This window comes from Pseudoalteromonas luteoviolacea (assembly GCF_018100925.1).
Classification (GTDB): domain Bacteria; phylum Pseudomonadota; class Gammaproteobacteria; order Enterobacterales; family Alteromonadaceae; genus Pseudoalteromonas; species Pseudoalteromonas obscura.
The window spans coordinates 97,102-122,773 of sequence record NZ_JAGJEH010000006.1 but is presented as its reverse complement, the minus strand read 5'-3'; the positions used below and the strand labels follow the sequence as shown (position 1 = coordinate 122,773).

Sequence of the window (25,672 nt, the reverse complement as noted above, 5' to 3'; positions counted from 1 at the left end):
GAGACAATAATTGTCGAAAGGTCGATAACCTATTACAGGCTGGTTATCGACCACTTTTCTAGCGCGTGCGGCATACACTTATCGCCGTACAAAAGTGGGTATAGCCCGTATCTCTTGGCTTACCACCTGCTACTTCTGGGGTAATTTCGGCTGGTACAAACTGGGCATCATTAGTTAGGCGCTTTAGATCTTTTTTGATTAATTGAATTTTCATTTTCATTTCCTTGTTTAATTAATGGCAGTAAAAAGTCACCCAAGTATGGGTGTTGCATTGACCTTTAGTATCGCAAAAATGGCTTGCTGGCGGCAGAGCACCACCGATCTGTGGTGTCACCTTGTCAGAAATAACCACATTGTTTTTTGTAAGGTCTTTGAGTTTGTTTTTCTTAATTGTGAGTTTCATTGTAGAACTTTCCTTATTTTATGTTTCACTGTGAAAAATTGAACCAAGTATGGTTCTGTTATGTGCCCTGTATAAAATTTGTACCTGATGATTTTAAATTAGTCAAATGTCAACTTTAAGGCAAGGTGCTAAGGCAATATGTCAAGGTGGTTTATTGCCAATTTAGGTATGACATTCAAGTTTTATCTTGGGCTCTGACTCAAAGCTAAATATCTCAAAACTATTATCAGAGCCCCGTTTTTAAGTTCATGGATACAACTTATCTGCACAACGCCAAATAGCGCAGTGGCAGCCTTATGAACATTGACTAACAGTGGTGGACTTCTTTAAATCTAGCGAGTAATCGCAAGCTTATAGCATGGCTGTTAAAGCGCTAATCTATCTATTTACATCAAACAGGTAGACTCAGCGTTAGGCCAGTCAGCCTAGGGCTATTGCTTGTCCTATTTGCTCGTTGGTCATCGCGGTACCATTGAAGTTCCATGAGCCATCCACTGCGTGTACAACATTAATGTAGATGTTTTCTTTGGGCTGCTTATACCCAGAAAGTTGATGAATGACGTCGGTTACTTCTTTGCCAAAGCCGATTTGAACTGCCCGTTCGGTGAATGCAAATGAGGGCACTTTCCACTCGACCCATACGCCTAAAAACTCTTCTGCACCTGAAAACGTTGAGTTTTTAGGTAATGTTTGCACGATGGCTGTGATATTGGGCTTCATCACTTTGTTATCCGTGAGTTCATGCCATTTCAGCATTGAATCTGTAATTTTGGCGACAGCCAGCTTTAGTGTTCCTTCAGGCAAAGCGCCTTCTGTGAGTGTCAGTGTAAGTGGCATATATTTTCTCCAATTGATTAGGGTTAGTTTTAAATATAGTGATCACTATATAAAACCATAATATAGCGATCGCTATATTGTCAAACAGTTTTATAGTGACCGTTATATTTCAATTGATATAATGATAATTACGCTAAGTAGAGGGTGATTACGTGATGAGTAAAAAAGAGCAAACGCACCAGCGCATTTTGGAATCAATGCATAAAACTTTTCGCCAATATGGCTACGATGGTGCAGGAGTCAACGGGCTTGCAAGCGGTGCAGGTGTGACATCTGGTGCTTTTTATGCGCACTTTGGTTCTAAGCCCAAGGCATTTCGCGAGGTGGTGACTGGTGGGGTTCGTCAAACAGAGCAGGCAATTCAACACTTTCAAGATATACATACACAGCAGTGGCTTGATGAATTTGTTGCATTTTATTTAGGGGAAAAAAGATGCAGTGAGCTTAGCGACAGCTGCGCACTGCAAAGCCTGACCCCTGAAGTGGTGCGTTCGGGTGAAGAGACACGGGAAGTGTTTCAAAATGAATTAACAAAAGTTGTGGAGACCTTTAATCAAGGCAAAGATGTGCTGGATGGCGATAATGACACGAATGCTTGGGCAACACTTGCTATGTTGATAGGTGGTGTGACTTTGGCTAGAGCCGTTAAAGACCCCGCGCTTGCAGATGAAATTGCCAATGCAGTTCAGCAAGCTGTTAAAAAAGTATAATTAGACTCGCAGCTTGTTAGTTGAGTGCGTTGATCACGCACTCAAAATATTAGTTTCAATGAGTGAACGGCTTTTTACAGAGTCGCCGTAGGTCGCCGTTTAATTCCGTATCGACAATAGGTAGCATGTCAATTCAGCGCAGACTCCGATGATACTTTTAACCCTCTCCCGCAAATAAACATGGCTAAATTAGCTTGAGTAACCTATCCCGATTAATCACAGTTTAAAAATTGCGACATATTAATGTCACACATGCCCCATACACTGTTCCTAAAAATCTGGTCTAGACCAATAAATATTAAACTCACTTTCTCGGGGTAAACATGAACAAACTAACATCTATTGCGGCGGGTGTATTGGCGATGAGCAGTTTTTCTGCGCTAGCTGATGGTTCGATAACAGGTTTAGTGACTGATGCGTCAGGCATTTTATCAGGAGCAAAAATTTCAGTTGTCGGCACAAAATCGAAAACGTCGACAGATCATCAAGGGCAATTTAACTTATCGCGTTTGCCTGCTGGTAAGTACACATTGCGTGTTGAATATTTAGGTTATCCGTCGTCTGACTTTGATATTACAGTCGTTGATGGCGAAATTTTGGATTTAGGTAGTTTAAGTTTAAATATCAATGAAGCCACCATGGAGGAAGTGGTGGCAGTTGGTCACATGCGTCGCGGTGCCATGATGGCAACTAACATGCAAAAAGAGTCGGACAACATTAAAAATGTGATGTCTGCTGATGGCATCGGAAAATTACCAGACCGTAATGCCGCCGAAGCTGTACAGCGTATGCCAGGTGTGTCGATTGAGCGCGACCAAGGCGAGGGGCGTTTTGTTGCGATACGCGGTTTACCTTCACAGTGGAATTCGACCTCAATGAACGGCGACCGTCTACCTACCGCAGAAGAAGAAACCACAAGTCGTGCCGTGGCTTTTGATTTTTTCCCTACTGATATGATTGAGTTGGTTGAGGTCTCAAAAGCGATCACGCCCGATATGGAAGGGGACGCGATTGGCGGTAACATCAACTTCGTTACGCGCCGTGCACCAGATGAGCGCATGTTATCGGTGAATGTGGGGGTTGGTGGTGCTGAAAAAGCAGAAGGGGGCAGTTATTCATTTAACATGCTATATGGCGACCGCTCTGAGGACGATAAATTTGGCTTTTTGATCAACGCCACGGCGTGGGAGCGTGATTGGGCAACCGACAATTATGAACCTCGCAGAGCAATCGATGATGACGGCATTGCAGGTGTGCATCGTTTAGAGCTGCGCGACTACACTGGAACACGTAAAACCTACGGCTTAAATATGTCGGGTGAGTACCTACTGGACAATGGCTTAGTGTATGCGTCGGCCATGTATGGCACCTTGTCAGATGAAGAAACTCACTACAAACATCGTGTTCGCTACAACAAAAACCGCGTAGAACTTCAGCATATTTACGATGAATTGATCACCGAAATGAAAGGGTTTGAGCTTGGTGGTGAATACGATATTGATTTCAACACCCGAGTAGAGTGGAAGTTAAGCACCTATGACAATCAGTTTGAATACGGTGATATTCCAAATGGAGAAGACAATGCTTACTACGTCGTAAAGTTTAAGCAAGGTGTTGAATTTGATAACCAAGTTGGTGTGCGAAATGGCCAAGATGTAGGTAGCAATTTAGTATACAACACCATTGATGGCGGTACTGATCCTGCCCGTGGTATTGGCATGCACTTGCCGAGTGACTGGGTGATGGACCCTGACAAAGCTGTTTTAGCAGATGTCGAGCTGTACGGTATTGATATTCAAGAAAGGGATAAAATCGTTGCTCAACTAGATCTTATTCATACATATTCAGATCAACTTGAGCTGAAAACGGGTTTTAAATATCGTGACAAAGAACGCAACGCCAATTTTTACGACAAGTTTTATGGCTGGAATGAAGAGCAGTTTGGCCCCACTCCGACACTCTCTCAAGTGGCCAAAGACTTAGGTGTGAGTTTGGTTGACCAGCCAGGTCGCGGTGAATTTCTGGATAACTTTTCCCATGATTATCAAAAGCACTTTTCACAAGTGATCCCGGTAAACGATTTAAAGCGCTGGTGGGGTGATAATAAACACAAGTTGAATTTCTTAGATGGTGACTCTGAAGTCGTGGCAAATGGTGGCGGCTTGAGTCGAAACTTTGACTTAGAAGAAAGTCACTTATCCCTATATGGTATGTCGACTTATAAGCCATCTGAATACTGGACTGTTGTAGGTGGGGTGCGCGCGACACAAACTAAAACCGATGTATATGGTTATGTCGCGGTCGAAAATGATCAAGGCACTAGCGTGGAACCTGAACAAGGTGGCAAAGATTATTGGTCTGTATTGCCATCGGTTCACGTTACCTACCATCAAGATGATATGACCAATGTGCGATTCGCATTAACGCGTACCTTTGCACGTCCTGACTTTGGTCAATTATCACCCGGTGCAACTTACTTGGAAATGGAAAACCAGTTACGCGCAGGTAACCCTGAGTTAGACCCAACCTATTCAAATAATGTCGACTTGATGTACGAGCACTACTTTGATGATGCCGGGGTTATTGCTGTTGGTTACTTCTACAAACAGATCATTGACCCGGTATTTTCGCAGAGTTATCAAGGCAGTTACCGCGGTAACTCGGTAACTGTAAAAAGCCCGTTAAATGGTGATGATGCTTGGCTACATGGCGTTGAATTTACCGCCAACTCAAGCTTGGCATTTATCAATGAGTCACTCGATGACTTTGGTATGAGCTTTAACTTTACTTTGATGGACTCTGAGATGGAGATCCCAAACCGTAGCGATAAAGTGAAAATATCTCGTCAGGCAGATGAGTTATACAACGTTGCTTTGTATTACGATGATGGCAACTTTGCTGCTCGTATCGCAGTAAACCACAAAGGTGAGTACATTGAAGATCACGGTAGCAATACCATGTTAGATACTTACTATGGTGACTATACCAGTGTGGATGCCACAGCTTCTTACTACATCAATGACAATGCCATGATCTACATTGAGCTTAATAATCTCACCGATGAACCACTGCAGTATTTCACTGGCTCAGAACGTCGTCCAAACCAAATTGAATACTACGGGATCCGTGGTCAAGTTGGCTTCAAATACGACTTCTTTTAATCGCGCTGTCAACTGGGAAGGCTAACCTTCCCAGCTTCTCTCAATGTTAGGTAAGTGATCAATGTCTCTAATTAGTAACTTTCTTCAGCGCAGTAACACGGTTGTGTTTGTAATTTATGCTTCGTCAGCGGCATTTATGACTTACTTTTGCATGTATGCGTTTCGCAAGCCTTTTTCAGTCGGCAAGTTTGAGCAAGTTGATGCTTTTATGGGGGTACTCGATTTCAAAATTGCCTTGGTACTTGCGCAAGTTTTTGGCTATTTATTGTCAAAATTCATTGGTATCAAAGTAGTGTCTGAACTTACGGCCAATCGCAGAGCGGCGGCCCTAGTGTCGCTGGTGTTAGTGGCGCAATTCGCCTTGGTACTGTTTGCCTTGGTACCTGAGCCTTTCAAACCGCTGATGATGTTTTTAAACGGTGTTCCGCTGGGTATGATTTGGGGCATAGTTTTTAGCTTTCTGGAAGGCAGAAAAACTTCTGAAATTCTCGGGGCTTTTTTAAGTGTCACATTTATAGTTGCCTCAGGCTTAGTGCGTACCGTCGGACAGTGGCTGATCCTTGAACTCAATGTCACTGAATATTGGATGCCAGCAGCCACAGGTGCAATTTTCACCGTGCCACTGTTTTTGTCTGTGTACTTTTTGGCGCAAACACCACCGCCTTCACCGAGCGATAAAGCAGCGCGTCAAGCGCGGGCGCCGATGAATGGACAGCAGCGTTTGACATTTTTTTTACGTTATGCCCCCGGCATATTGCTCCTTATCACCAGTTTTTTACTGTTTACTGGCCTACGAGATTTCCGCGATAACTTTTCAGCGGAGATATGGCAAGCATTGGGACACGGTGAAGAGCCTGCGATATTTGCCTACGCTGGGATTCGTATTGCCGGGGTTGTGTTGTTTGTATTAGCTGCCATGGTGATGATCAAAAACAATACCAACGCCTTTTTAAGTAACCATGGCTTTATCTTACTGGGTTGTGCACTTTTAGGCGGTACAACCTACGCCTTTGAGCAACAGTGGATCGATGGCAAAACTTGGATGGTGTGGTTAGGCGCTGGCCTATATATAGCTTACATACCTTACAACTGCTTTTTATTTGACCGCATGATCTCAGCGGTTGGCTCTACTGCCAATGCGGGCTTTTTAATTTATCTCGCTGACTCCGCAGGCTACCTAGGTAGTGTCAGTATGCTGCTATACAGAACGTTTGCATCGCCGGATATCAGCTGGCTCGAATTCTTTATCCATCTTTGTTACTTGGTCGCAATCTTAGGGGGCGTGCTGGTGATGGCGTCAATGGGGTATTTTAGTATTCGATTACTGCGAAATAAGCCAGCCTCACAAACACCGCGCCCAGAAGGTAACACGAGACCTTTGGCTTCAAAACCCAAAGAAGAACTATCAGCTAATACTCGCCAACTTATTTATAAGGAAAACACATGAATCACATTGAAGCCGTTATTTTAGATTGGGCAGGCACAGTCGTTGACTATGGCTCTGTTGCTCCGACAACCATTTTTGTTGAAGCGTTTAAACAGGCCTATGATTTTGATATTTCTCTTGCCGAGGCGCGTGTGCCGATGGGAATGGGCAAATGGGATCACATCAAAACACTGGGTCAATTGCCATCAGTAGACAAGCGTTGGCAAGCTAAGTTTGGTCAAGCAATGACAGACGACATTGTCGATGAAATTTATCAAACGTTTATGCCGCTGCAAAAAGCCAAAGTTGCACAACACGCAACACCTATCAACGGAGCGTTAGACACCATCAGTTGGTTAAAGGCGCAGCAAATAAAAGTGGGTTCTTGTTCTGGTTATCCACGGGAAGTGATGGAAATCTTAGTGCCAGAAGCGGCCAAACAAGGGTATACACCGGATTATTGGGTGGCCAGTGATGACACTATAGGTTCAAGGCCGGGCCCTTGGATGGCATTGGAAAACGTACAAAAGTTAGGGATCAATGACGTTGCAAACTGCATTAAATTTGATGACTCGGCTCCAGGTATTACAGAGGGGCTGCGTGCAGGCATGTGGACAGTGGGTCTTGCGGTAACTGGCAATGCAATTGGTTTGACCGAGACTGAGTGGCGAGACTTATCTGCACAGCAACAGAGCCTGTTAAGAGAAAAGGCATACAGTGAGCTGTTTCAAGCGGGTGCCCACTTTGTGGTTGATTCACTGGCTGACGCAATTCCTGTGATCCAACAAATTATGGCAAAAAGAGCGAGACACTTACGTCCATGAGTCACACGCAACCTTTTTGGTTTAAGCAGGCATTAACACTGACTGATGATCAAGCAATGCCGCCATTAACCGCCAATATCAATACCGATGTGTGTATTGTAGGGGGCGGTTATACAGGCCTTTGGACTGCCATCAAGATAAAGCAGCAGTCGCCTAATACCGATGTCACAGTGCTAGAAAAGGGGCATTGCGGGCAAGGCGCATCAGGGCGCAATGGTGGCTGTATGTTAACCTTTGCGACAAAACTCAATACCTTGATCAGATTGTTTGGTGTGAGTGAAGCTGTAGAGCTTGTTCAAGCATCAGAGCAAGCGGTATTTGCGATTCAGCAATTTTGCGAGCATTACAAAATAAATGCCGATGTGCGTGTTGACGGTGCAATTTATACTGCGACAAATGATGCGCAAGTGCGCAACTTGTACCAACCACTTTCCTTGTTGGCGCAGTACGGCATTAATCGCTGGGAGCAGTTAACGTCAAATGAAGCCGTTGAACTCTCTGGTAGCGCTCAAACTTTGGCTGCAATATCGACCGATGCAGCCGGGAGTTTACATCCGGGGAAGTTGGTACTTGGACTGAAAAAAGTGGCTTTGGCTTTGGGCGTAAATATTTACGAAAATACCCCTATGGAGCGCTTGCATGAAACCGTTACCCCGAGGGTGGAAAGCAAATGGGGTAGTGTGAAAGCCAAAAAAGTCGTCATGGCGATCAACGGCTGGATGGGGCAGATGTTTCCGCGCTTTAATCGCCACTATGTGTTGGTGTCTTCGGACATGGTGATCACAAAGCCACAGCACGAGGCGTTGGCGGACATTGGTTTATCCCATGGAAAAGCAGTCGCGGACTCACGAATATTTGTTCACTACTACAGAACTAGCGCTGATGGCAGGTTGATGTTAGGTAAGGGCGGCAATTTGTTTGCTTATTCAAACAGAATGTTGCCTGCATTTGAGCAACCAAGTGCGTTTGAACCCATGCTGCGCAATAGCTTTCGACGTTTATTTCCAGCATTAGATGCTGACTTTGAAACCAGTTGGACGGGAGCTTCAGATCGCTCGGCGACGGGCTTACCGTTTTTTGGTCGGCTCAATGACAATCCAAATATATTTTATGGTTTGGGTTATTCGGGTAATGGCGTAGTGCAAAGTTATTTAGGCGGTGAGATATTGTCGTCACTAGTGCTGGGCGAAAGCAATTTTTGGTCTCAGTGTGGTTTGGCAAAAGGGCCTTTGGGGGCGTTTCCGCCTGAACCAATCCGGTATCTTGGCGCTCAGTTAGTCAAACGTTCTGTGCAGCGAAAAGAGCGTTTTGAAGATGCAAACAAAGCGCCGTGGTGGATTGATAGCCAAATGGCAAAGTTGGCAGCAGCGGCAGGAAAAGCAGACAAATGATCGACAGTGCCATTACAGACATCGCACACTTGTTTAAGCATTTTGGTGATAAAACCTACGGCGAAGCGTGCGACCAACTTACGCACGCCATCAGCAGCGCTTGGCATGCACAACAACAAAATGCGCCACAAACCATGGTATGTGCCGCTTTTTTACATGATATTGGGCATTTTATTGCAGATAAAAACCAGTTAGCGGGGCTAGATCAATGGGGCCATATTGACCACGACATCTTGGCAAGTAATTGGTTACAACAAAAGGGCTTTGCCGCTAGCGTTTATCTACCAATTCGCTATCATATCGAGGCAAAACGGTATGCCGCGCGGCGCAGCGGGACAGACGCATTATCAAATGCGAGCCGGCAAACTTTGCAACAGCAAGGCGGACCAATGACAGACAGTGAAGCACGTGATTTTGAACAGCTCGCTTGCTTTTCACAGGCGATGGAACTGAGGCGCTACGATGATTTAGGCAAACCTCATCAGGCCATCGATACGTCACTTTCACCATGGTTAGCGATAACAAAACAAGTGTTAACAGGAAATTAGGGACCTATGCTGCTCTATCAAGAAATTCGGCAATATTTATTTGTACTGATTGCGGAACATCCCGAGCTTAAAAAGCTCCCCTCTGAACGCGAGTTGTTGGAAAAATTTAACTCGACACGTATTACGGTGAGAGAGGCACTCACTCGGCTCGAAGCAGAGGGCATTATCTATCGACAAAATCGCAAGGGCTGGTTTATTTGCCCGCCAAGATTAAAGTGGGATCCAGTTAAAAAGGTCAACTTTTATCAATTGGCCCAAGAGCAACACTTTACGCCGTTAACTCAGCTGGTTTCATTTGAAACTACGGCCGCAAGTGAGGTGGTCAATGATGCTTTTGAACTTGGCTCACCGGGTGAGTTTCATAGGATCAGTCGTGTGCGTTCACTGGATGAGCGGCCCGTGATGGTAGAAGAAATATATTGTCTTGCATCTCAATTTGGTGACTTACAACATAAGCCGTTAGAGGGCTCAATTACCACCATATTTGAGCAAGATTATGGAGTTAATGTGACCCATGAACGCAGTAGCTTGATTGTGACCGCAATACCGGATGACAAAGCTGAGCTCCTAAATGTTAATAAAGGGGCACTATGTTTGAAGATCATTCGTCAGCGCTTTAATCAACTGGATAAATTAATAGATTATAATTTGGAATACTGGGTGCACAGTACGATAGAAATTGAAGTGGATAGTAAATAACAGTCAATAAATTTTAACCAATCACTAAGATTGAAAGAGGCCGCAACCGCGGCCTTTTTTGATGTGCTACCAATACTTTGCCTGCGCAATGGCCGACAACAATCGGGTAATATCTTCAGGGTATACTTCCCCGATATTGCCAATGCGAAAGCAATCTGCATCGGAGACCTTGCCAGGATAGATCACAAACCCAAGCGCTTTGAGGGCCTGATAAAAGCGTTTAAAATCATACTCAGGCTCGGCCGGTGAATAAAATGATGTAATGATGGGCGAGTGCATGTCGGTCGGCAGTAAAGCTTTAAAGCCAAGTTCTTGCATGCCGTGGCACAAAAGCTGTTGGTTTTGTGTATAACGGGCTTGTCGAGCTGATACGCCACCTTCCTCTTCCAGTTCCATCAGCGCCTGCGCAAACGCTCTTACAACGTGGGTTGGAGAAGTAAAACGCCATTTGCCATTGGCATGTTCCATGGTATGCCATTGATCGTATAAATCGAGACTGAGCGACTTTGCATTCCCTTTACAGCGCGTTATTGCAGCTCGTTTAGCAATCACAAAACCAAACCCGGGAACGCCTTGAATACACTTGTTGGCTGAGCTTATCAAAAACTCGATATTGAGCGCAGCTACGTCCATGTCAATCCCGCCAAAGCTCGACATGGCATCGAGAATAAAACGCACTTGATGTTGGTTACACAGCTTAGCAACCTGCTCAAGTGGGTTTAGCATGCCTGTGGTAGTTTCGCAGTGCACCATGGCTAAATGGCTAAACTGCCCATGCGCCAAAGTGTCAGCGATAAGTGCTAAGTCAGGTGCCTGTGTTTCTTTAAATGACAATACCTCATGGTTCAACCTGAGAACTTGGCAGATCTCTGCCATACGTTTGCCATAGGCACCGTTATTGATCACCAGTAGTTTGTCATCAGGCAATATCGCACTGCCTAATACAGACTCGACGGATGCTGTACCACTGCCTTGCATCAATACACTAGAGTAATCGTTTGAAGGTGTTGCCAGAGCAACTAAGGTCTGGCGAATTTTTTGTACAACATCAAGGTTGTAGTCATCATCCCAAGTACACCAATCTTTTAACATGGCTTTTTTTACTGATTCTGATGTAGTCAAAGGGCCCGGCGTTAACAATAAGTAGTGATTCATAATTTTAACTTGCTTTGTTTTTGGTCTAGACCAGATTGTAGGGTGAGGAACTCATTTAGACAATATGCTGCTGTGACGTTTAATAGAAATGTCATATAGGGACGTAGTGTTGTGTTGTGAAGGGTAATGCTGTGAGGTGATTGTAGCGAGGCGTGAGCTGTGACAGTGAATTATGTTTATATTAAGTAGGTTGAATAGCGGTTGATAAAGTGTTTTAAAGCTGTGTCATTGAGTATCAAGCGCGGCACTTGGCGTCCGCGCTTTGTAGTTTGGCTGTGAGAGTTATCTCATAGTAACAAACTCTTCCGAGCCTGTTGGGTGGATAGCCACAACTGAATCAAAGTCGGCTTTGGTTGCGCCCATCTTCATGGCAACGCCAAAGCCTTGGATCATTTCATCAACGGCAAATCCGATGCCGTGTAAGCCGATGACCTTTTCTTCTGGACCCGCGCAAACTAACTTCATGCGGCATGGCTGGCGGTGCTGTGTAACCGCTGTATACATAGCTGCAAAGGTTGAGTTATAAACCTTGATGTTGTCTTCACCGTACTGAGCGATTGCCTCAGGCTCTGTGAGGCCAATGGTGCCAATCGGTGGGTGGCTGAATACAACGGTAGGTACTAGGTTGTAGTCCATTTTAGCATTTGGTAATTCTGGGTTGAACAGGCGCTCTGCCAGCATTCGACCAGCTTTAACCGCCACAGGCGTTAACTCAATACCACCTTCCATAATGTCACCCAGCGCATAAATGCCAGACACAGAGGTGTTTTGCCACTCATCGACTTTAACATACCCTTTTTCTGTGATTTCTACATCAGTCGCGCCAAGGTTAATGAGATCTGTCACAGGCTCTCGGCCAATTGCCCAAATAACTTGATCAACGGTGTGCGACTCGCCGTTTTCAAGTTGCAGTGTGACTGAGCCATCTGATTCTTTTACTAATGCTTTTGGTGTGGCGTTGGTGTGCAGTGTTGCGCCTTCTTTATCCATCACCTCGGTGAGGGTTTCAACAATCATGGGATCAAAGTTACGCAGTGGGGCATGTTTTCGGACAAATAAGTGGGTTTCAGTCCCCAAGCTATGCAACACACCAGCCAATTCAACTGCGATGTAACCTGCGCCTATGACGGCAACGCGACGAGGTTGTTCATTGAGTTCAAAGAAGCCATTTGAGTCGATGCCGTGCTCTGCGCCCGGAATATTTGGAATGCTTGGACGACCGCCAACGGCAATACAAATATGATCAGCTGTGTACTGTTCGCCGTTGACTTCAATGGTGTTGTTGTCGATAAACTTGGCAAAGCCGTTGATCACGGTTACGCCATTGCTGGCAAGGTACTTGTTGTAGCCTTGGTGAATACGACCAATATACGCTTCACGGCTTTCGACTAACTTGGCCCAATCAAAGTTTTTTAGCTCAACGTCAAAGCCATAATCTGGTGCATACAGTTTAATGGCTTCGGCAACTTGTGCGCCATGCCACATTACTTTTTTAGGGACGCAGCCGACATTCACACAGGTGCCACCCATGTGTTTTGCTTCGACAAGGGCGACCTTCGCGCCGCGCATTGCCGCTCGGTTTGCTGATGCAATACCACCGCTACCACCGCCAATAGCAATGTAGTCAAAATGTTGAGCCATAATCTTTCCTCTTCTGAATTCGCTGAACTAGTCTTGATATGACAGCTTATATACGTCATAACTTTCAACTAGATTAGTAAGTTTTACTTGTATTTGCGCTATTAGCCCTTATTTCAAGTTTATTCAGGAAATAAAAAATTAAGAGAGACACTATGAGCAATCCATTAATTGGCCTTGAAGGATTACCGCCATTTTCAAAAATAAAGCCTGAGCACGTTGTACCAGCCCTAAAAGTGGCGATTGAGCACTGTCGTGAAACCATTGATAAGGTGCTTGAACAACCACAATCTACATGGCAAAACTTTGTTCAGCCTCTTGAAGAAGCAGATGATAAGTTGTCTAAAATGTGGTCCCCTGTGTCTCACATGCACTCCGTTGTAAATAATGAAGAACTAAGAAAAGCATACGATGAGTGTTTGCCTCTAATCTCTGAGTACTCGACCTATGTCGGTCAGCACCAAGGTTTATACAAAGCTTATCTCTCGCTACAACAAAGCGATGATTTTGCAGACTTGAGCACTGCGCAGCAAAAAACCATTACCAACGCACTGCGTGATTTTAAATTGTCGGGTATTGCACTGGATGATGCGGGTCAAAAACGTTACGGTGAAATTAGTGCAAAGCTGTCTGAGCTAGGGGCTAAATTTGGTAACAATGTAATGGATGCAACTCAAGCATGGCACCTACATGTTACTGACGAGGCAGATCTAGGTGGCTTACCTGAATCGGCATTGGCACTTGCCGCACACACCGCACAAGCCAAAGAGCTAGAAGGTTGGGTATTCACGTTGGATATTCCATCTTATTTACCAATTATGACTTATGCGGATAACCGCTCTCTAAGAGAGCAAATGTATCGCGCATTTGTGACACGTGCATCTGATCAAGGCCCTAACGCCAATGAGTTTGATAACTCTGAGATCATGAGTGAGGCGCTTGCACTGCGTCATGAGCTGGCGCAACTTCTCGGCTTTGAGAGCTATGCCAATAAATCACTGGCGACTAAAATGGCTGAAACGCCAGCGCAAGTATTTGAGTTTTTAAATGATTTAGCTAAAAAGTCTAAACCTCAAGCACAGCAAGAAGTAGATGAGCTAAGAGCATTTGCGCAAAAAGAGCATCAAGTTGAGCAATTAGAAGCGTGGGATTATGGCTACTATGGCGAGAAATTAAAACAAGCTAAGTACGCAATTTCAGATGAGCTACTGCGCCCATACTTCCCTGCGGACCGTGTTTTAAGTGGCTTATTTGAAACCGTCAATCGTTTATTTGGCATTAAAGTTTCAGAAGTAAACGACTTTGATAGCTACCATGAGGACGTACGCTTTTTTGCTATTCATGATAAAACGGGTGAGCTGCGAGGCCACTTTTATTTAGACCTATATGCGCGCGAGCATAAACGTGGCGGTGCTTGGATGGATGACTGCATGGGGCGTCGTACATTGACAGACGGCACGTTGCAAACTCCTGTTGCTTACTTGGTCTGTAATTTCAACAAAGCGGTAGGTGATAAACCAGCATTATTCACCCACAATGAAGTCACCACTTTGTTCCACGAATTTGGTCATGGTATTCACCACATGCTTACGCAAATTGATGCACCAGCGGTTGCAGGCATTAACGGTGTTGCGTGGGATGCTGTTGAATTGCCAAGTCAATTCCTCGAAAACTGGTGTTATGAAGAAGAGGCATTGAGCTTTATTTCTGGGCATTACGACACTGGTGAGCCGCTACCTAAAGAGCTACTAGATAAATTACTGGCGGCAAAAAATTATCAGTCAGCCATGCAAATGTTAAGACAAATTGAGTTTTCGCTATTTGATTTCCATATTCATGCTGATTACCAGCAGGGTGAAACGTGTCAAATCCAAGCTAGGCTGGATCAAGTAAGAGCGCAAATCGCTATCATTAAAGCGCCGGAGTTTAATCGTTTTCAGCACAGCTTTAGCCACATATTTGCTGGTGGTTACAGCGCGGGTTACTACTCGTATAAATGGGCTGAAGTATTGTCTGCGGATGCTTACTCACGTTTTGAAGAAGAGGGGATCTTTAACTCACAAACGGGCAGAGAGTTTATGGAAAACATCCTCGAAATGGGTGGCTCTGAAGAGCCTATGGTGTTGTTCCAACGTTTTAGAGGCCGAGCACCACAGGTAGATGCCTTGTTGCGCCACAGTGGTATAGGTCAAGCAGCCTAAGCCTTAGCATTTTAGTTAATCACAACAAAGCGCCTGATTGGGCGCTTTGTTATTTTTGCACTCGCAAAATAAGCAGTTCCGTCTATGCTTTGGTAAAGACCTGATCTTGTAGGGAAAGCCATATGACAAATTTAGTGCTTGCCATTGACGATGACAAGCTCATTCACCATGTTATCGAGCAGTCACTGTCGCAACACTGCAAATTGATCCACGCTAAAAATGGCGAGCAAGGCTTAAGGTTAGCAATAAAATATCAGCCAGATATTATTCTGCTTGATGTGGAAATGCCAGGAATGTCGGGATTTGAAGTGTGCGAACGCTTAAAAACGGGCGAGCACACCGCAGATATCCCCGTCATGTTCTTATCTTCCAAGTCTGATATCAGTGAGCGTATGCGAGGGTACAATGCGGGGGCTGCTGATTATATTGTGAAACCGTTTGAAGGCTCCGAGCTACTTGCGCGGATCAAAGTCCTTGATGATTACCGCCGGCAATCTGTGGCGTTAAAACAAGACATGCAGCGTGCGCAGATCACCGCAGAAATTGCCATGACTGACTCTGGTGATATGGGGCGTATTATGCGGTATGTCGGCCAGTCTTATCACGCTCACGACCTCAATACTTTATCCGAATATTTTCTAGAGTTTTTTACCCCTTTGCATTTAGAGGTGGCGCTGGCGTTTTGGTATCACAATCAAGCGGTGTTTTTCTCGCAAGAGGGGGCCATTCAGCCCATTGAGCAGGAATTATTAGAAACCAATAAAGATGGCAGTCGATTTGTTGATTTTGGCAGGCGTACCATTATCAATTACCCAAAGGTTTCTTTGTTAATTAAAAATATGCCCACCGACGACCCCGCACTTTATGGCCGGTTTAAAGATTTACTGCCACATATATTAGAGGCGACAAACGCCAAGATTAAAGATATGGAAGTCAGTGAAGTGGCCCTTAATAAAGTGGAGGAGATTGGTCTGGCATTTTCCCAGCTTAGTGAGCAACTCAGTGGGATAGGTGAGGTATACGGCGGCAAGATTACTGAGTTGGAAGCATTTGTAAAAGATGAAGCTGTAAAATCGGCATTGACCGAAGAGCACCGCAACTCCCTTGAGCGTTTATGTGAGCACTTTTTATTTGTGAATGATGAGTTTTCCATTATCCGTTATAAGCTTGGGGAGATCACGCAAGTGCGGCAAGAGTTGATCCAAAGCTTAAATCAAATGGCTAAACCCTGGGGCGAAGATGACGTGCCCGCACAAACCGATATTGAGTTGTTTTAAGTAGATGACAACACAGAGTATCTACCGCATTCTTTTTTACTTAATTAAACGATATAATCTGCAGGCTTAAACGACAGGAGCCTGCAGTTGCATATTCACACGCCATTTATCGAAAACCGTCCTTATTTAGATGATCTAACAAAACGCTTTGAGCTAGATAAACATAAAGCACTCGAAGAGGAGTTTCGATTGGTTTATGACGAAGAAGGCCTGGCGTTGTTTAAAAAAGACGAGCCCAAACTAGGCGCCATCCGAGTTGACTTTGTCACTGGGGCCAGTGCCCATAGGCGTAAATTCGGTGGTGGTAAAGGACAGGCGATTGCAAAAGCGGTAGGGCTTAATAAAGGGGTTACACCCAAAGTGCTAGATGCCACAGCCGGTCTTGGCCGAGATGCCTTTGTGTTGGCATCACTGGGCTGCAAAGTGTTGATGCATGAAAGGCATCCAGTGGTTGCTGCGCTGTTATATGATGGTTTACAGCGTGCGTATCAAGACTCCGAGATAGGCACTTGGATGCAGGAAAATATGCACATTGCATATGGTTCAAGTCATGAATTGCTAGAGCACGCAATGCAAAATGAAGAAAGTAAGCCGGATGTGGTGTATTTGGACCCGATGTTTCCACATCGTGAAAAGTCGGCGCAAGTAAAAAAGGAAATGCGCGTATTTCAGTCATTGGTTGGAGCTGATAACGATGCTGACGCGTTACTGCCTTTTGCGATGCAGCTAGCGACCAAGCGAGTGGTCGTCAAACGCCCTGATTATGCGCCGTTTTTAAATAAGCATACGCCTAGCATGCAAATTACCACCAAGAAAAACCGCTTTGATGTCTATGTAAATGCGGCTATGAAATAACCCCTTCCACTTAATTCAAAACTTAAGCATGAAATTTTGTACACAAAAAGCATACTAAAAAAGTATGCTTTTACGTTAGATTGAGTGATTAGTATACAAGTTACATCAAATTGTCATAAAAGGTTAATACTCTGAGCCCGAAATTCACTTTTTGGGGTTTGTAGTACATATGCGTGTTTCATCTTTTACCCGGCTGCTGGCGGTTTTGTTGGCTATTGCCAGTATTATTCTTGCGGCGACCTTATTTTGGGCGAGTCAGGTTTTTAGTAAGCTAGATCAGCAAGATAGCGCATATACTCAGCTTAAAAATACGGTTTTGATTGACTTGGCAGGCACCATTGAGGACTACCTGAGTTCAGGTGATAGCCTGTATTTAAACCAAGCCAGTGAACATATCAACACGATTAAAAACCAGCACTTGGCAACCATGTCCAGTGATGTGATGACGGATATGGGAGAGCAGCTCGATGCGCTTAACAGCGACATTCAGGGTAAATATCGTGCACTTGGTAAGCTATCAGGCAATGAACTGGCGCTATTAGATAATGCGCTGAGACAAATGGCAGGCTCTGCATCGTCATTGATGAATTATGTTGCACAGGCTCAAGGTCATTCGCTTGGTGAGCAATATTACTCGCTGGCGTCTGACTATTATTTTGAGACCACCAATTTAAGTATTTATACCTATCAGTTGGTTTTACATTACGACAAAGCCACCCAACAAAGTTTGCACCAATCTCTCAATCGATTACAAAATTTAGCCGCAAAGATAGAGCGTTTAGATGATCTCGGCGTAATGGCTGAGGTGGACGAGGACGAATTATTTTTAGGGGAAGAGCCAGAGGACCTTGGTCAAGAGATTAAATCCGAGCTGACCAGTTGGCCGAACCGATTTAGCCGCGACTTAGAAAACACCTTACGCCAAGCGCAGCAGAGACAGCAGGGAATATCTGCTTTACGAGATGACATCAAACGACTGTCTACTTTAATGCTGGCGGCTGGTGAGCAGCTAAAACATCGCCAGACAGAGCTCAAATCACAAGTCTTTACCATCTTTGGTGCAGCGATAGGCTTGCTAGTGCTTCTAGCGGTAGGTGTTTACTGGGTACAGTTTAGCCAAGTGCTTACGCCACTGCGTAACTTAAGAGATGGGTTTGCGTTCTTGATTGAGAGCAATGAGCTTAAGCAGATCAAATGTAAGCGCGCCAATACCGAAGTAGGTGAAATTGCACAGTACTTTAATCAGTTGATTGAAAGACAGCGTATTGAGGCCCAAGAGCGTGAGCAAATGCTGCAAGTGATCAACGACTTTATGCAAGATATGAACAGCAACTTGGCCAGCATTAGTCAGCAATCAGAGCATACTTATGAGCAGGTTGAACACAACCAACTGCAACTTGATGAAATTAAATCGATAGGTTTTGAGGCCAGCAATATCAACCAGCAAGTTGCTGATAATGCCAGTGATACCTATAACGCAATGACTCAAAGTGTGGGTTTTGCTGAGTCGATGCTCAAAGCCAGCTCAAGTACGCAAGATCGTGTTGACCAAGGGTTGATCAGTCTAAATGAACTCTTAGTTGGGGTTGAAGATGTGGGTAGAGTTATCGAAATGATCCACACCATTGCGGAGCAAACAAACTTACTAGCGCTTAATGCCGCGATTGAGTCAGCACGTGCTGGTGAGCATGGTCGAGGGTTTGCAGTGGTTGCCGATGAAGTGAGAAAGCTTGCCAGACAAACACAAGATTCACTGACGGATATCAATGCGCAATTGAATATATTAAGTGATAACTCCAGCAAGGTATCTAACCAGATCAGCGCGCTGGCATCAGAGGCGCAGCAGCAAACCAATCATGCTCAAGAGCTAAAACGCAATTCTGAAGGGGTTGCTGAGCGTGCACAGGGGGCAAGCCAAGTTGCGGCAGATGCCATGGCATTAACTAATCAACAAACTGAACTGGTCGATAGTTTTAGCAGTTCAATGGCATCTATGAAACAGCAAGTAAGTGGCTCAAACCAACAAATAAGCCAAATACAACAAAGTTTGGAACAGCAAATGGCACAGATAAGAGCAAGCTTGGGCTTGTAGCAAGATTAGTTTGACTATTAACGTGAGAGTAAGCAAAAAGCCAAACATATGTTTGGCTTTTTTATGGCAAGCTTTCGAGTCATAGTGCGGATATAAAAAGATGACGTGAAGTCCGGATTTGTGTTGTAAGTTAAGCACTAAGAATGATCTGTACAGTGTCTCTAGTGTAACTACAGAATAGGTAGGGTAAGTATGAATAAATGTGGTAGAGATAGCTTTAGTTGGTAAACAGTGTCAATAAAGCTGTATGTAAGTAAATTGGCAATTGTTTGGAACACACAAATGGGACAGGCTACAGCCTACGTAGTTTGATAACTTAACCGATCTAACTACTAAAGCAAAAAGCCAAACGGATGTTTGGCTTTTTTTATGCCTCAATACTGAGGCATAACGCGGATATATAAAAAGCCGGTACGAGTCCGGCTTTGTGTTGTTACTTAAGTACTAGGGATTATTTGTACTGTGCGTCTAGTGTTACACCAGAGAAAGTACGGTAAGCGCGAATACCAAAGTGCCACTCACCAGCTGCTGGGTTTGTGATAGTACAAGTTTCTACGTTACCACTTTCGTAAGGGCGACACTGGTAAGTTGAAGTAGAAGGTGCGCTGCCTGGGTTTACATATAGGTCCGCATCACCAGAACCACCTGAGATTTTAACCGTTAGGCTTGTCATGCCAGCAGGAACAGTCACTTGGTGACGACTCCAGTTGCCAGTTGAAGCAGATAGGTTAGTCTCTGTGATACCGCCAGGTTGAGTACCTGAGCTTTCTGTATTAGCTACTAAACTTACACCGTTGTATGCAGCATAACCGCGCATCATCACATGATATGTGCCAGATGGGTTGTCAATTGTACATACTTCGTTGTTACCACTTTCGTAAGGACGACAGTCATAAGTGCTTGTTGTAGGCTTAGAACCCGCTCTTACATATAGGTCAGCATCACCTGTGCCACCACTCATTGTGAAAGTCACTTTGCTTGCGCCTGCTGGTGTTTCGAAAGTAAAGAAAGCTTCAGCATTCTTCGCACCACTTAGGCCTGTTTTAGCTTCGCCGTCTACAAGTACGTTGTCACCTGGGTTTGTGTTGTCGTTACCAAGTGCTTTATCAACAGCTGCGTTTGCATCAACGATACCTGTACCACAGTTTGTACACGTTGCAGGGAAGCTACGCGTTGTATCTTTTAGGATAGACTCGATTTCATCTGGTGTAGCAGTTGGTTTAGCTTGTTTGATTAATGCCGCAATACCAGCAACGTGAGGTGCAGCCATTGAAGTACCTTGTGAGTAGCTGTAGCTATCGCTCACAGGTGTGTTGCTACCAGAGTTATAAGTTGAAAGGATACCTTCAGGGTCGTTTGCAAAACTTTGTGCGCCACCTGGTGCTGCAACGTCGATAGAAGTACCGTAGTTAGAGTAGTAAGCACGACCACCGTTACGGCCAACAGATGCAACGTTTACTACGCCAGAACAGTTACCTGGGTTGTAGTTGTTTGCATTATCGTTGTCGTTACCTGCTGCGATAACAACCACTGTGCCGTTTGCACGAGCTTGGTTGATTGCACTTTGTGTTGTAGAGCTACATGCACCGCTGCCACCTAAACTCATGTTGATAACATCAGCAGGGTTTGCGTTTGCAGGTACGCCAGAAACTGAACCGCCTGATGCCCAGATGATACCGTCAGCAATATCAGACGTTAAACCACCACACTTACCAAGTACACGAACAGGAACAACTTTTGAGTCATAAGCAACACCAGCAACGCCTTCGCCGTTGTTAGTCACTGCAGCAACAGTACCTGCAACGTGAGTACCGTGCCAGCTTGAATTACGTGCGCTGTGTGTGTAACCACATTCGTTTGCAGTAACCGCATCGCCCGGGTCACGAGCATCGCTATCACGACCGCCGCCATCGTTTGCAACTGACAGGTTAGAGATCATGTCATAACCTTGCAGGATATTTGGGTTTAAGTCAGCGTGTGGACGGTAACCAGTATCTAGTACTGCAACTACTACGCCGCTACCTGTTGCTTTATCCCAAGCCGCCGGAGCATTGATACCGCCCGCAGCTTCGAAGTAGTGCCATTGTGAGCTGTAGCTAGGATCGTTTGGAACAGCGAATGGCTGTAGCATTTGGTCAACTTCGATGTGCTCAACGTTACCAGATGCAATCATGTCCTGCATGAATTTTTGTGTTTCTGCTGCACTTAGCTTTTTGTCTGCACGCATTACGTGGTGGTTCGACAATGCCATAGGGCGAACGTATTGTGCTTTAGCAGCTGCACGCTTGCTGTTGAAGCCTGATACGAAACTGCGAGCGCGAGTGTTCATCATTGCTGGTGATGCATCAGCACTTGATAGTGACATGATGTCATTGTTGTTGTTTTTATATTTGATGATGAACTGAGTACCGAAACCGCTTTGTGATTCTAGTTTTTGTGCGATTTGAGCCTGACTTGGCACTGCTGGTCCGAATGACTCAACTTGTGTGTTAACACCTTCTGGCATAGCCATTGCTGCGTTTGCTGAAAGTAATCCCGTCACAGCCATTGAAAGTGCTGCTAATTTAAAATTTCCTGTTGTCATTTTTTTACCCTTGTTTTACTTGTTGTTTTTCTTGGCAACCTCTCCATGCCAAGTGGTTAACAAACGTAAACTTGTTGTGATTTGTGTGAAAGTATTGTTTTGTTATTTACACTATTAATTTGGTTATAAGCGGATGGATAAAAGGCTTCTTTATTACAGTATCATTATGTTTTTATTAAAATTTTTCAAAATATTCTTGATTAAAGAATAATCTATTTTTCAATGTAAAAAAATGTAAATGATTTATCTCATATTCTAAAAAGTGATAAAAATATGTCTTTTTGGTTGTGTTTTGAACTATAAACTCCCATCTAAGCTTAAAAAAAGTTATAATTGCGACATAAGTTTTTCGTTTCAGAGTATACAATGTTGCAATTTGACGTGGTGATTATTGGTGCGGGCGCCGCAGGATTAATGTGTGCGGCACAATCTGGTTACAGAGGCCGCAAGGTCGCTATTGTTGATATGGGTAAAAAAGTGGGAAGAAAAATTCTCATAAGTGGTGGTGGACGTTGCAATTTTACCAATGAAAATGCCGCACCAGAAAACTACCTCTGTGCCAATCCTCACTTCGTAAAATCCAGTTTGAGCCGTTATAGCCAACATGATTTTATTGAGCTGGTGGACCGTCATGGCTTAAATTATCACCATAAAACACTGGGCCAACTCTTTTGCGATAACAGTGCACAAGACATTGTTGATATTTTGAAGACTGAGTGTGAATGGGCCGGCGTTGAAATCTTTTTGCGCAATGAAGTGCTTAATGTTGAGCGCGATGAACAAGGCTTATATATAGTAACAACATCAGAGCAGACATTTAGTTGTGCTTCTTTAGTGGTGGCATCGGGCGGGTTAACTATGCCTAAACTTGGCGCAACTCCCATTGGATATAAAATCGCAGAACAGTTTGGATTAAAGCTACTGCCAACAACTGCGGCTTTGGTGCCATTTACTTTACACGATCACGACAAAGCACGTTTTGAAGGTTTGTCTGGGATCAGTGTCGATAGTCTAGTAAGCAGCGAAGATGGCACCCAATTCAGAGAAAATATCCTCTTTACTCATCGAGGGTTATCCGGCCCGGCAATTTTACAGATCTCGTCATTTTGGCAAGCAGGGCAGGCGGTCAGTATCAACTTATTACCAGATACAAACGTGACAGAGCTACTCCATGATTGGCGTCAAAACCAAGGTCAAAAGTCGGTTAAAAACCTACTAGGACAGCTTCTACCTAAGCGTTTTGTTGAAGCGTTAATCAGTGAAAACAGCGTGCCAGATAAACCGGCAAACCAACTAACTCACGGTGAGATTGACACGATTGCGAACACATTAAGTGTATGGCAAATCAAGCCCAATGGAACAGAAGGTTACCGTACCGCTGAGGTGACCTTAGGCGGCGTCGACAGTGATGAGTTGAGCTCTAAAACGTTTGAAGCGAAAAAAGCCAAAGGCCTGTACTTTATCGGCGAAGTGACCGAAGTCACCGGTTGGCTCGGCGGCTATAACTTCCAATATGCATGGTCAAGCGGCTGGGCATGTGGGCAGGTGTGTTAGTTCATCGCTACTTTAACAACCAAACGGGACATATTTACGATTAGTGCCCGTTTGGTTTTTCCTTAATACTCCTCTCTAAAGCCTTGTTTGAGTGTACTGGCTTACTTTTGTACTTCCTGACTTAGATAATGTCGATGTGTGCGCATTGCAACTCATCATCATTGGGCTTGCCATAATAGATATTCGCCTTAATAGACAAGTCATTGTCTTTTTCCTCAATATCAACCACGAGGAAGTTGTTTTTCCCGGCCATTTCAAACACGTTTTCCACTTCTATATGGGTCGAACGGTACATACTTTTGCTGCCTTCAATGGCGACTGAGGCCATCGCAGGAGGTGGTTTGCGTGAAATTGCACTCGAGGTAATGTTCATTACTTTGGCGTCGGTGTAGTTAGGCGACTTTAAATTAAATGCCGATGAGCAGTGCACGTCACCACTTAAGAAAGTAATGGGGATCTGATTGGCGTGTGAGGCTTTAAATACTTGCTCTAACAGGTTGTTTCGCTCAGTAATATTGGTTTCATTACCCCACTCATCAATGGCATCATCCATCGCGCCAAAAATCTTTAACAGTAGATCCATGTTGTTCATAACAGTGTCATTCCAATGCACAACTGGCACGGCGGTGACAATAAACAGGGCTTTTACGCCGCTCGCTGCGGTGGTGTTAAGCCATTGTAAAAAGCGCGTCATTTGCTCTGGCCCTAACAAACGGGCACCGTCGGCTTGGTGTTCAACATCATGATGAGAGCGTGTATCAAGCATATAAACGCCAATGGGGCCTTTGATAAAGCCATAATCCCACTGTTGCTGTTTGTCTACGATATCGTATTGTCTATTCGATACATTGGTATCTGGGTTATGTAAATGCTGGTAGTCCAGATAGGCTCTTTTTGCGGCTTGATAAGCCAATCTAGCGATTTTTGAATTGATGTGATCTTCATCGTCTTGCCAGAAGTTGCTTAATTTATCTATTCGCTGGTCCCTAGTCAGCGACCCCCAGCCGTCCATAATCTCATGGTCGTCCCACATCATGTATTGCGGATAAGAACAGTAAACGGTTCTGAGCGAATCGAAATTCCAATACACTCGATAATAAATACGATAGAGCTTTGCAAGATAGTCGATCACGCCTTCAGTGTTGAGTTCCTCACCTTCCATATAGGCATTGTATAAGTCATTTTTATGCTTGCTTAACCAAACCCAGAGATCTTCTATGATTGGCTTTTGTTTTTTGGCCTGCCGACGTGAGCGTTTACCATGGGTATCGCAATATACTTGGTCGCCCCCGCCAATGACAAAGCGGGTGTTTTTATCTTCTAGTACTTCCCCAAAGTCTGGCCAAAGCCCATCTGATATAGAGCGATGACCAAAAGGATCGTGACAGCTGTAAAAGCCAAAACTAAAGTTTTGCCAATTTGGGTTTGCTTCATCGGTGCAAAATGCGTGCTCGATGGCCATACCACGCTCTATTTTTCGCGGCAGTTGGTCATATGTATCCCCATAGGCGAACAGGTAATAATAGTAACGGGTATTTGGCGTTAGGTTTTCGATTGTTACACACTCACAGTTATCATATTTTTCATCTGTGTTTAATGTGGCTTTGACTATGCCTGATGCAGAAAAGCAAGCGTCATTTGGATGAGAAGTAAATGCATTCAGCGTGCCTTTAACTTGCTGAATATTTGCGTCATTCACCAGTACTAAGCACCACTGACCTGGTTGAAATGTCCTAACCCAAATTTTTGTGGTGGTGTCTGTTGTGTGCCCAACTATACACATTGACTTAAGTTTGGGCAGGGATGATTCGTATTGATTGGGGGATGGTAGATGAGTCATAGTTATTCCTTTGTTGTTATGCAAAGTAACCTGATACTTTGCAAAAAACTACATTGCCGAGTGACTTAATTTGATAGCGCAGCTGTATCGTTGATGGCACTGTTTTGAAGTACAGAGTGTTGTTTTTGAGACAGCTCTATAGTGCTACGTATTACTTGCATAAAAATTATAGTCACTTTTTCTCACACATGGATGCAAACAGGTATTCAGACTGTGTCGTTGGCAAGCGTTAGCTCAATTGATTCACTTCGAGGTTCTAGCTTCTCCCCTGAAAAGCTAAGAGTTAAGTTAATGGCCGGGTAATCATCTGTAATACCTTTTCCACGCCAATTATAGATATAGTCATAAGCCTATTCACAGGAGCCTTGATACACCGTTATCTACTTTGTGATGCAAATTGAACTTGGCAAAACTTAGTAAGTTAAGCTGAGTATAATTTGCTTTTTTGATAAAAAATGGACTTTCTGGGTCGTCCTA

At 44.4% G+C, this 25,672-nt stretch carries 19 protein-coding genes; 12 read left to right on the top strand and 7 right to left on the bottom strand.

Annotated features, from left to right (window positions below; genetic code table 11):
- Positions 1-58 precede the first annotated feature (58 nt).
- The 3 genes from J8M00_RS14130 to J8M00_RS14120 all read right to left on the bottom strand — a co-directional run bounded on the left by J8M00_RS14130 (position 59) and on the right by J8M00_RS14120 (position 1,240).
- Positions 59-214, bottom strand: coding sequence for a hypothetical protein (locus tag J8M00_RS14130; RefSeq protein ID WP_211011099.1), 156 nt, complete (start codon positions 212-214; stop codon positions 59-61).
- A gap of 18 nt (positions 215-232) precedes the next feature.
- Positions 233-403, bottom strand: coding sequence for a hypothetical protein (locus J8M00_RS14125; RefSeq protein ID WP_211011097.1), 171 nt, complete (start codon positions 401-403; stop codon positions 233-235).
- A 420-nt stretch (positions 404-823) separates the two neighbouring features.
- Complete coding sequence (locus J8M00_RS14120; protein WP_211011095.1) at positions 824-1,240, bottom strand: 4-oxalocrotonate tautomerase; 417 nt, start codon at positions 1,238-1,240, stop codon at positions 824-826.
- Positions 1,241-1,395: 155 nt separating this feature from the next.
- Between J8M00_RS14120 and J8M00_RS14115 the strand changes: the two genes are divergently transcribed.
- The 7 genes from J8M00_RS14115 (at position 1,396) to J8M00_RS14085 (ending at position 9,999) form a co-directional block, all read left to right on the top strand.
- Positions 1,396-1,950, top strand: a complete 555-nt coding sequence (locus tag J8M00_RS14115) for a TetR/AcrR family transcriptional regulator (RefSeq protein ID WP_211011093.1) — start codon at positions 1,396-1,398, stop codon at positions 1,948-1,950.
- Between the two features lie 323 nt (positions 1,951-2,273).
- Positions 2,274-5,111, top strand: coding sequence for a TonB-dependent receptor (locus J8M00_RS14110; RefSeq protein WP_211011092.1), 2,838 nt, complete (start codon positions 2,274-2,276; stop codon positions 5,109-5,111).
- Between the two features lie 61 nt (positions 5,112-5,172).
- Positions 5,173-6,558, top strand: a complete 1,386-nt coding sequence (locus tag J8M00_RS14105) for a DUF5690 family protein (protein ID WP_247687386.1) — start codon at positions 5,173-5,175, stop codon at positions 6,556-6,558.
- Positions 6,555-7,361 carry a phosphonoacetaldehyde hydrolase gene (gene phnX, locus J8M00_RS14100; protein WP_211011091.1) on the top strand — a complete coding sequence of 269 codons (807 nt, stop codon included), beginning with the start codon at positions 6,555-6,557 and terminating at the stop codon, positions 7,359-7,361. The genes J8M00_RS14105 and phnX overlap by 4 nt, the downstream gene beginning before the upstream one ends.
- A complete protein-coding gene (locus J8M00_RS14095; RefSeq protein WP_211011090.1) occupies positions 7,358-8,752 on the top strand; it encodes an FAD-dependent oxidoreductase in 1,395 nt (464 codons plus the stop codon). The genes phnX and J8M00_RS14095 overlap by 4 nt, the downstream gene beginning before the upstream one ends.
- A complete protein-coding gene (locus J8M00_RS14090) occupies positions 8,749-9,300 on the top strand; it encodes a phosphohydrolase (protein WP_211011089.1) in 552 nt (183 codons plus the stop codon). Before J8M00_RS14095 ends, J8M00_RS14090 begins: the two co-directional genes overlap by 4 nt.
- 6 nt (positions 9,301-9,306) lie before the next feature.
- Positions 9,307-9,999: a UTRA domain-containing protein gene (locus J8M00_RS14085; protein ID WP_211011088.1), complete on the top strand. Its 693-nt coding sequence runs from the start codon at positions 9,307-9,309 to the stop codon at positions 9,997-9,999.
- A 66-nt stretch (positions 10,000-10,065) separates the two neighbouring features.
- Here the strand turns inward: J8M00_RS14085 and phnW are convergent, their stop codons facing one another.
- The gene (gene phnW / locus J8M00_RS14080) at positions 10,066-11,157 is read right to left on the bottom strand and encodes a 2-aminoethylphosphonate--pyruvate transaminase (RefSeq protein WP_211011456.1); all 1,092 of its coding nucleotides are present in this window, start codon (positions 11,155-11,157) and stop codon (positions 10,066-10,068) included.
- A gap of 279 nt (positions 11,158-11,436) precedes the next feature.
- The gene (gorA, locus tag J8M00_RS14075) at positions 11,437-12,795 is read right to left on the bottom strand and encodes a glutathione-disulfide reductase (protein ID WP_211011087.1); all 1,359 of its coding nucleotides are present in this window, start codon (positions 12,793-12,795) and stop codon (positions 11,437-11,439) included.
- Positions 12,796-12,947: 152 nt separating this feature from the next.
- Between gorA and prlC the strand changes: the two genes are divergently transcribed.
- The 4 genes from prlC to J8M00_RS14055 all read left to right on the top strand — a co-directional run bounded on the left by prlC (position 12,948) and on the right by J8M00_RS14055 (position 19,217).
- Positions 12,948-14,993, top strand: a complete 2,046-nt coding sequence (gene prlC, locus J8M00_RS14070; protein ID WP_211011086.1) for an oligopeptidase A — start codon at positions 12,948-12,950, stop codon at positions 14,991-14,993.
- Positions 14,994-15,115: 122 nt separating this feature from the next.
- Complete coding sequence (locus J8M00_RS14065; protein ID WP_211011084.1) at positions 15,116-16,270, top strand: response regulator; 1,155 nt, start codon at positions 15,116-15,118, stop codon at positions 16,268-16,270.
- An 87-nt stretch (positions 16,271-16,357) separates the two neighbouring features.
- On the top strand, positions 16,358-17,125 hold the full coding sequence (locus J8M00_RS14060) for a class I SAM-dependent methyltransferase (protein WP_211011083.1): 768 nt from the start codon (positions 16,358-16,360) through the stop codon (positions 17,123-17,125).
- 169 nt (positions 17,126-17,294) lie between these two features.
- Positions 17,295-19,217, top strand: coding sequence for a methyl-accepting chemotaxis protein (locus J8M00_RS14055; protein ID WP_211011081.1), 1,923 nt, complete (start codon positions 17,295-17,297; stop codon positions 19,215-19,217).
- A gap of 451 nt (positions 19,218-19,668) precedes the next feature.
- On the opposite strand, the gene J8M00_RS14050 is transcribed toward J8M00_RS14055, so the two are convergent.
- The gene (locus J8M00_RS14050; RefSeq protein WP_211011079.1) at positions 19,669-21,801 is read right to left on the bottom strand and encodes a S8 family peptidase; all 2,133 of its coding nucleotides are present in this window, start codon (positions 21,799-21,801) and stop codon (positions 19,669-19,671) included.
- Positions 21,802-22,167: 366 nt separating this feature from the next.
- Here J8M00_RS14050 and J8M00_RS14045 point away from each other — a divergent pair, with 366 nt between their 5' ends.
- Positions 22,168-23,355 (top strand): NAD(P)/FAD-dependent oxidoreductase, encoded by a 1,188-nt coding sequence (locus J8M00_RS14045; RefSeq protein WP_211011077.1) that lies wholly within the window; start codon positions 22,168-22,170, stop codon positions 23,353-23,355.
- A gap of 121 nt (positions 23,356-23,476) precedes the next feature.
- Here the strand turns inward: J8M00_RS14045 and J8M00_RS14040 are convergent, their stop codons facing one another.
- The gene (locus J8M00_RS14040; RefSeq protein ID WP_211011075.1) at positions 23,477-25,195 is read right to left on the bottom strand and encodes an alkaline phosphatase D family protein; all 1,719 of its coding nucleotides are present in this window, start codon (positions 25,193-25,195) and stop codon (positions 23,477-23,479) included.
- Positions 25,196-25,672: the final 477 nt, after the last annotated feature.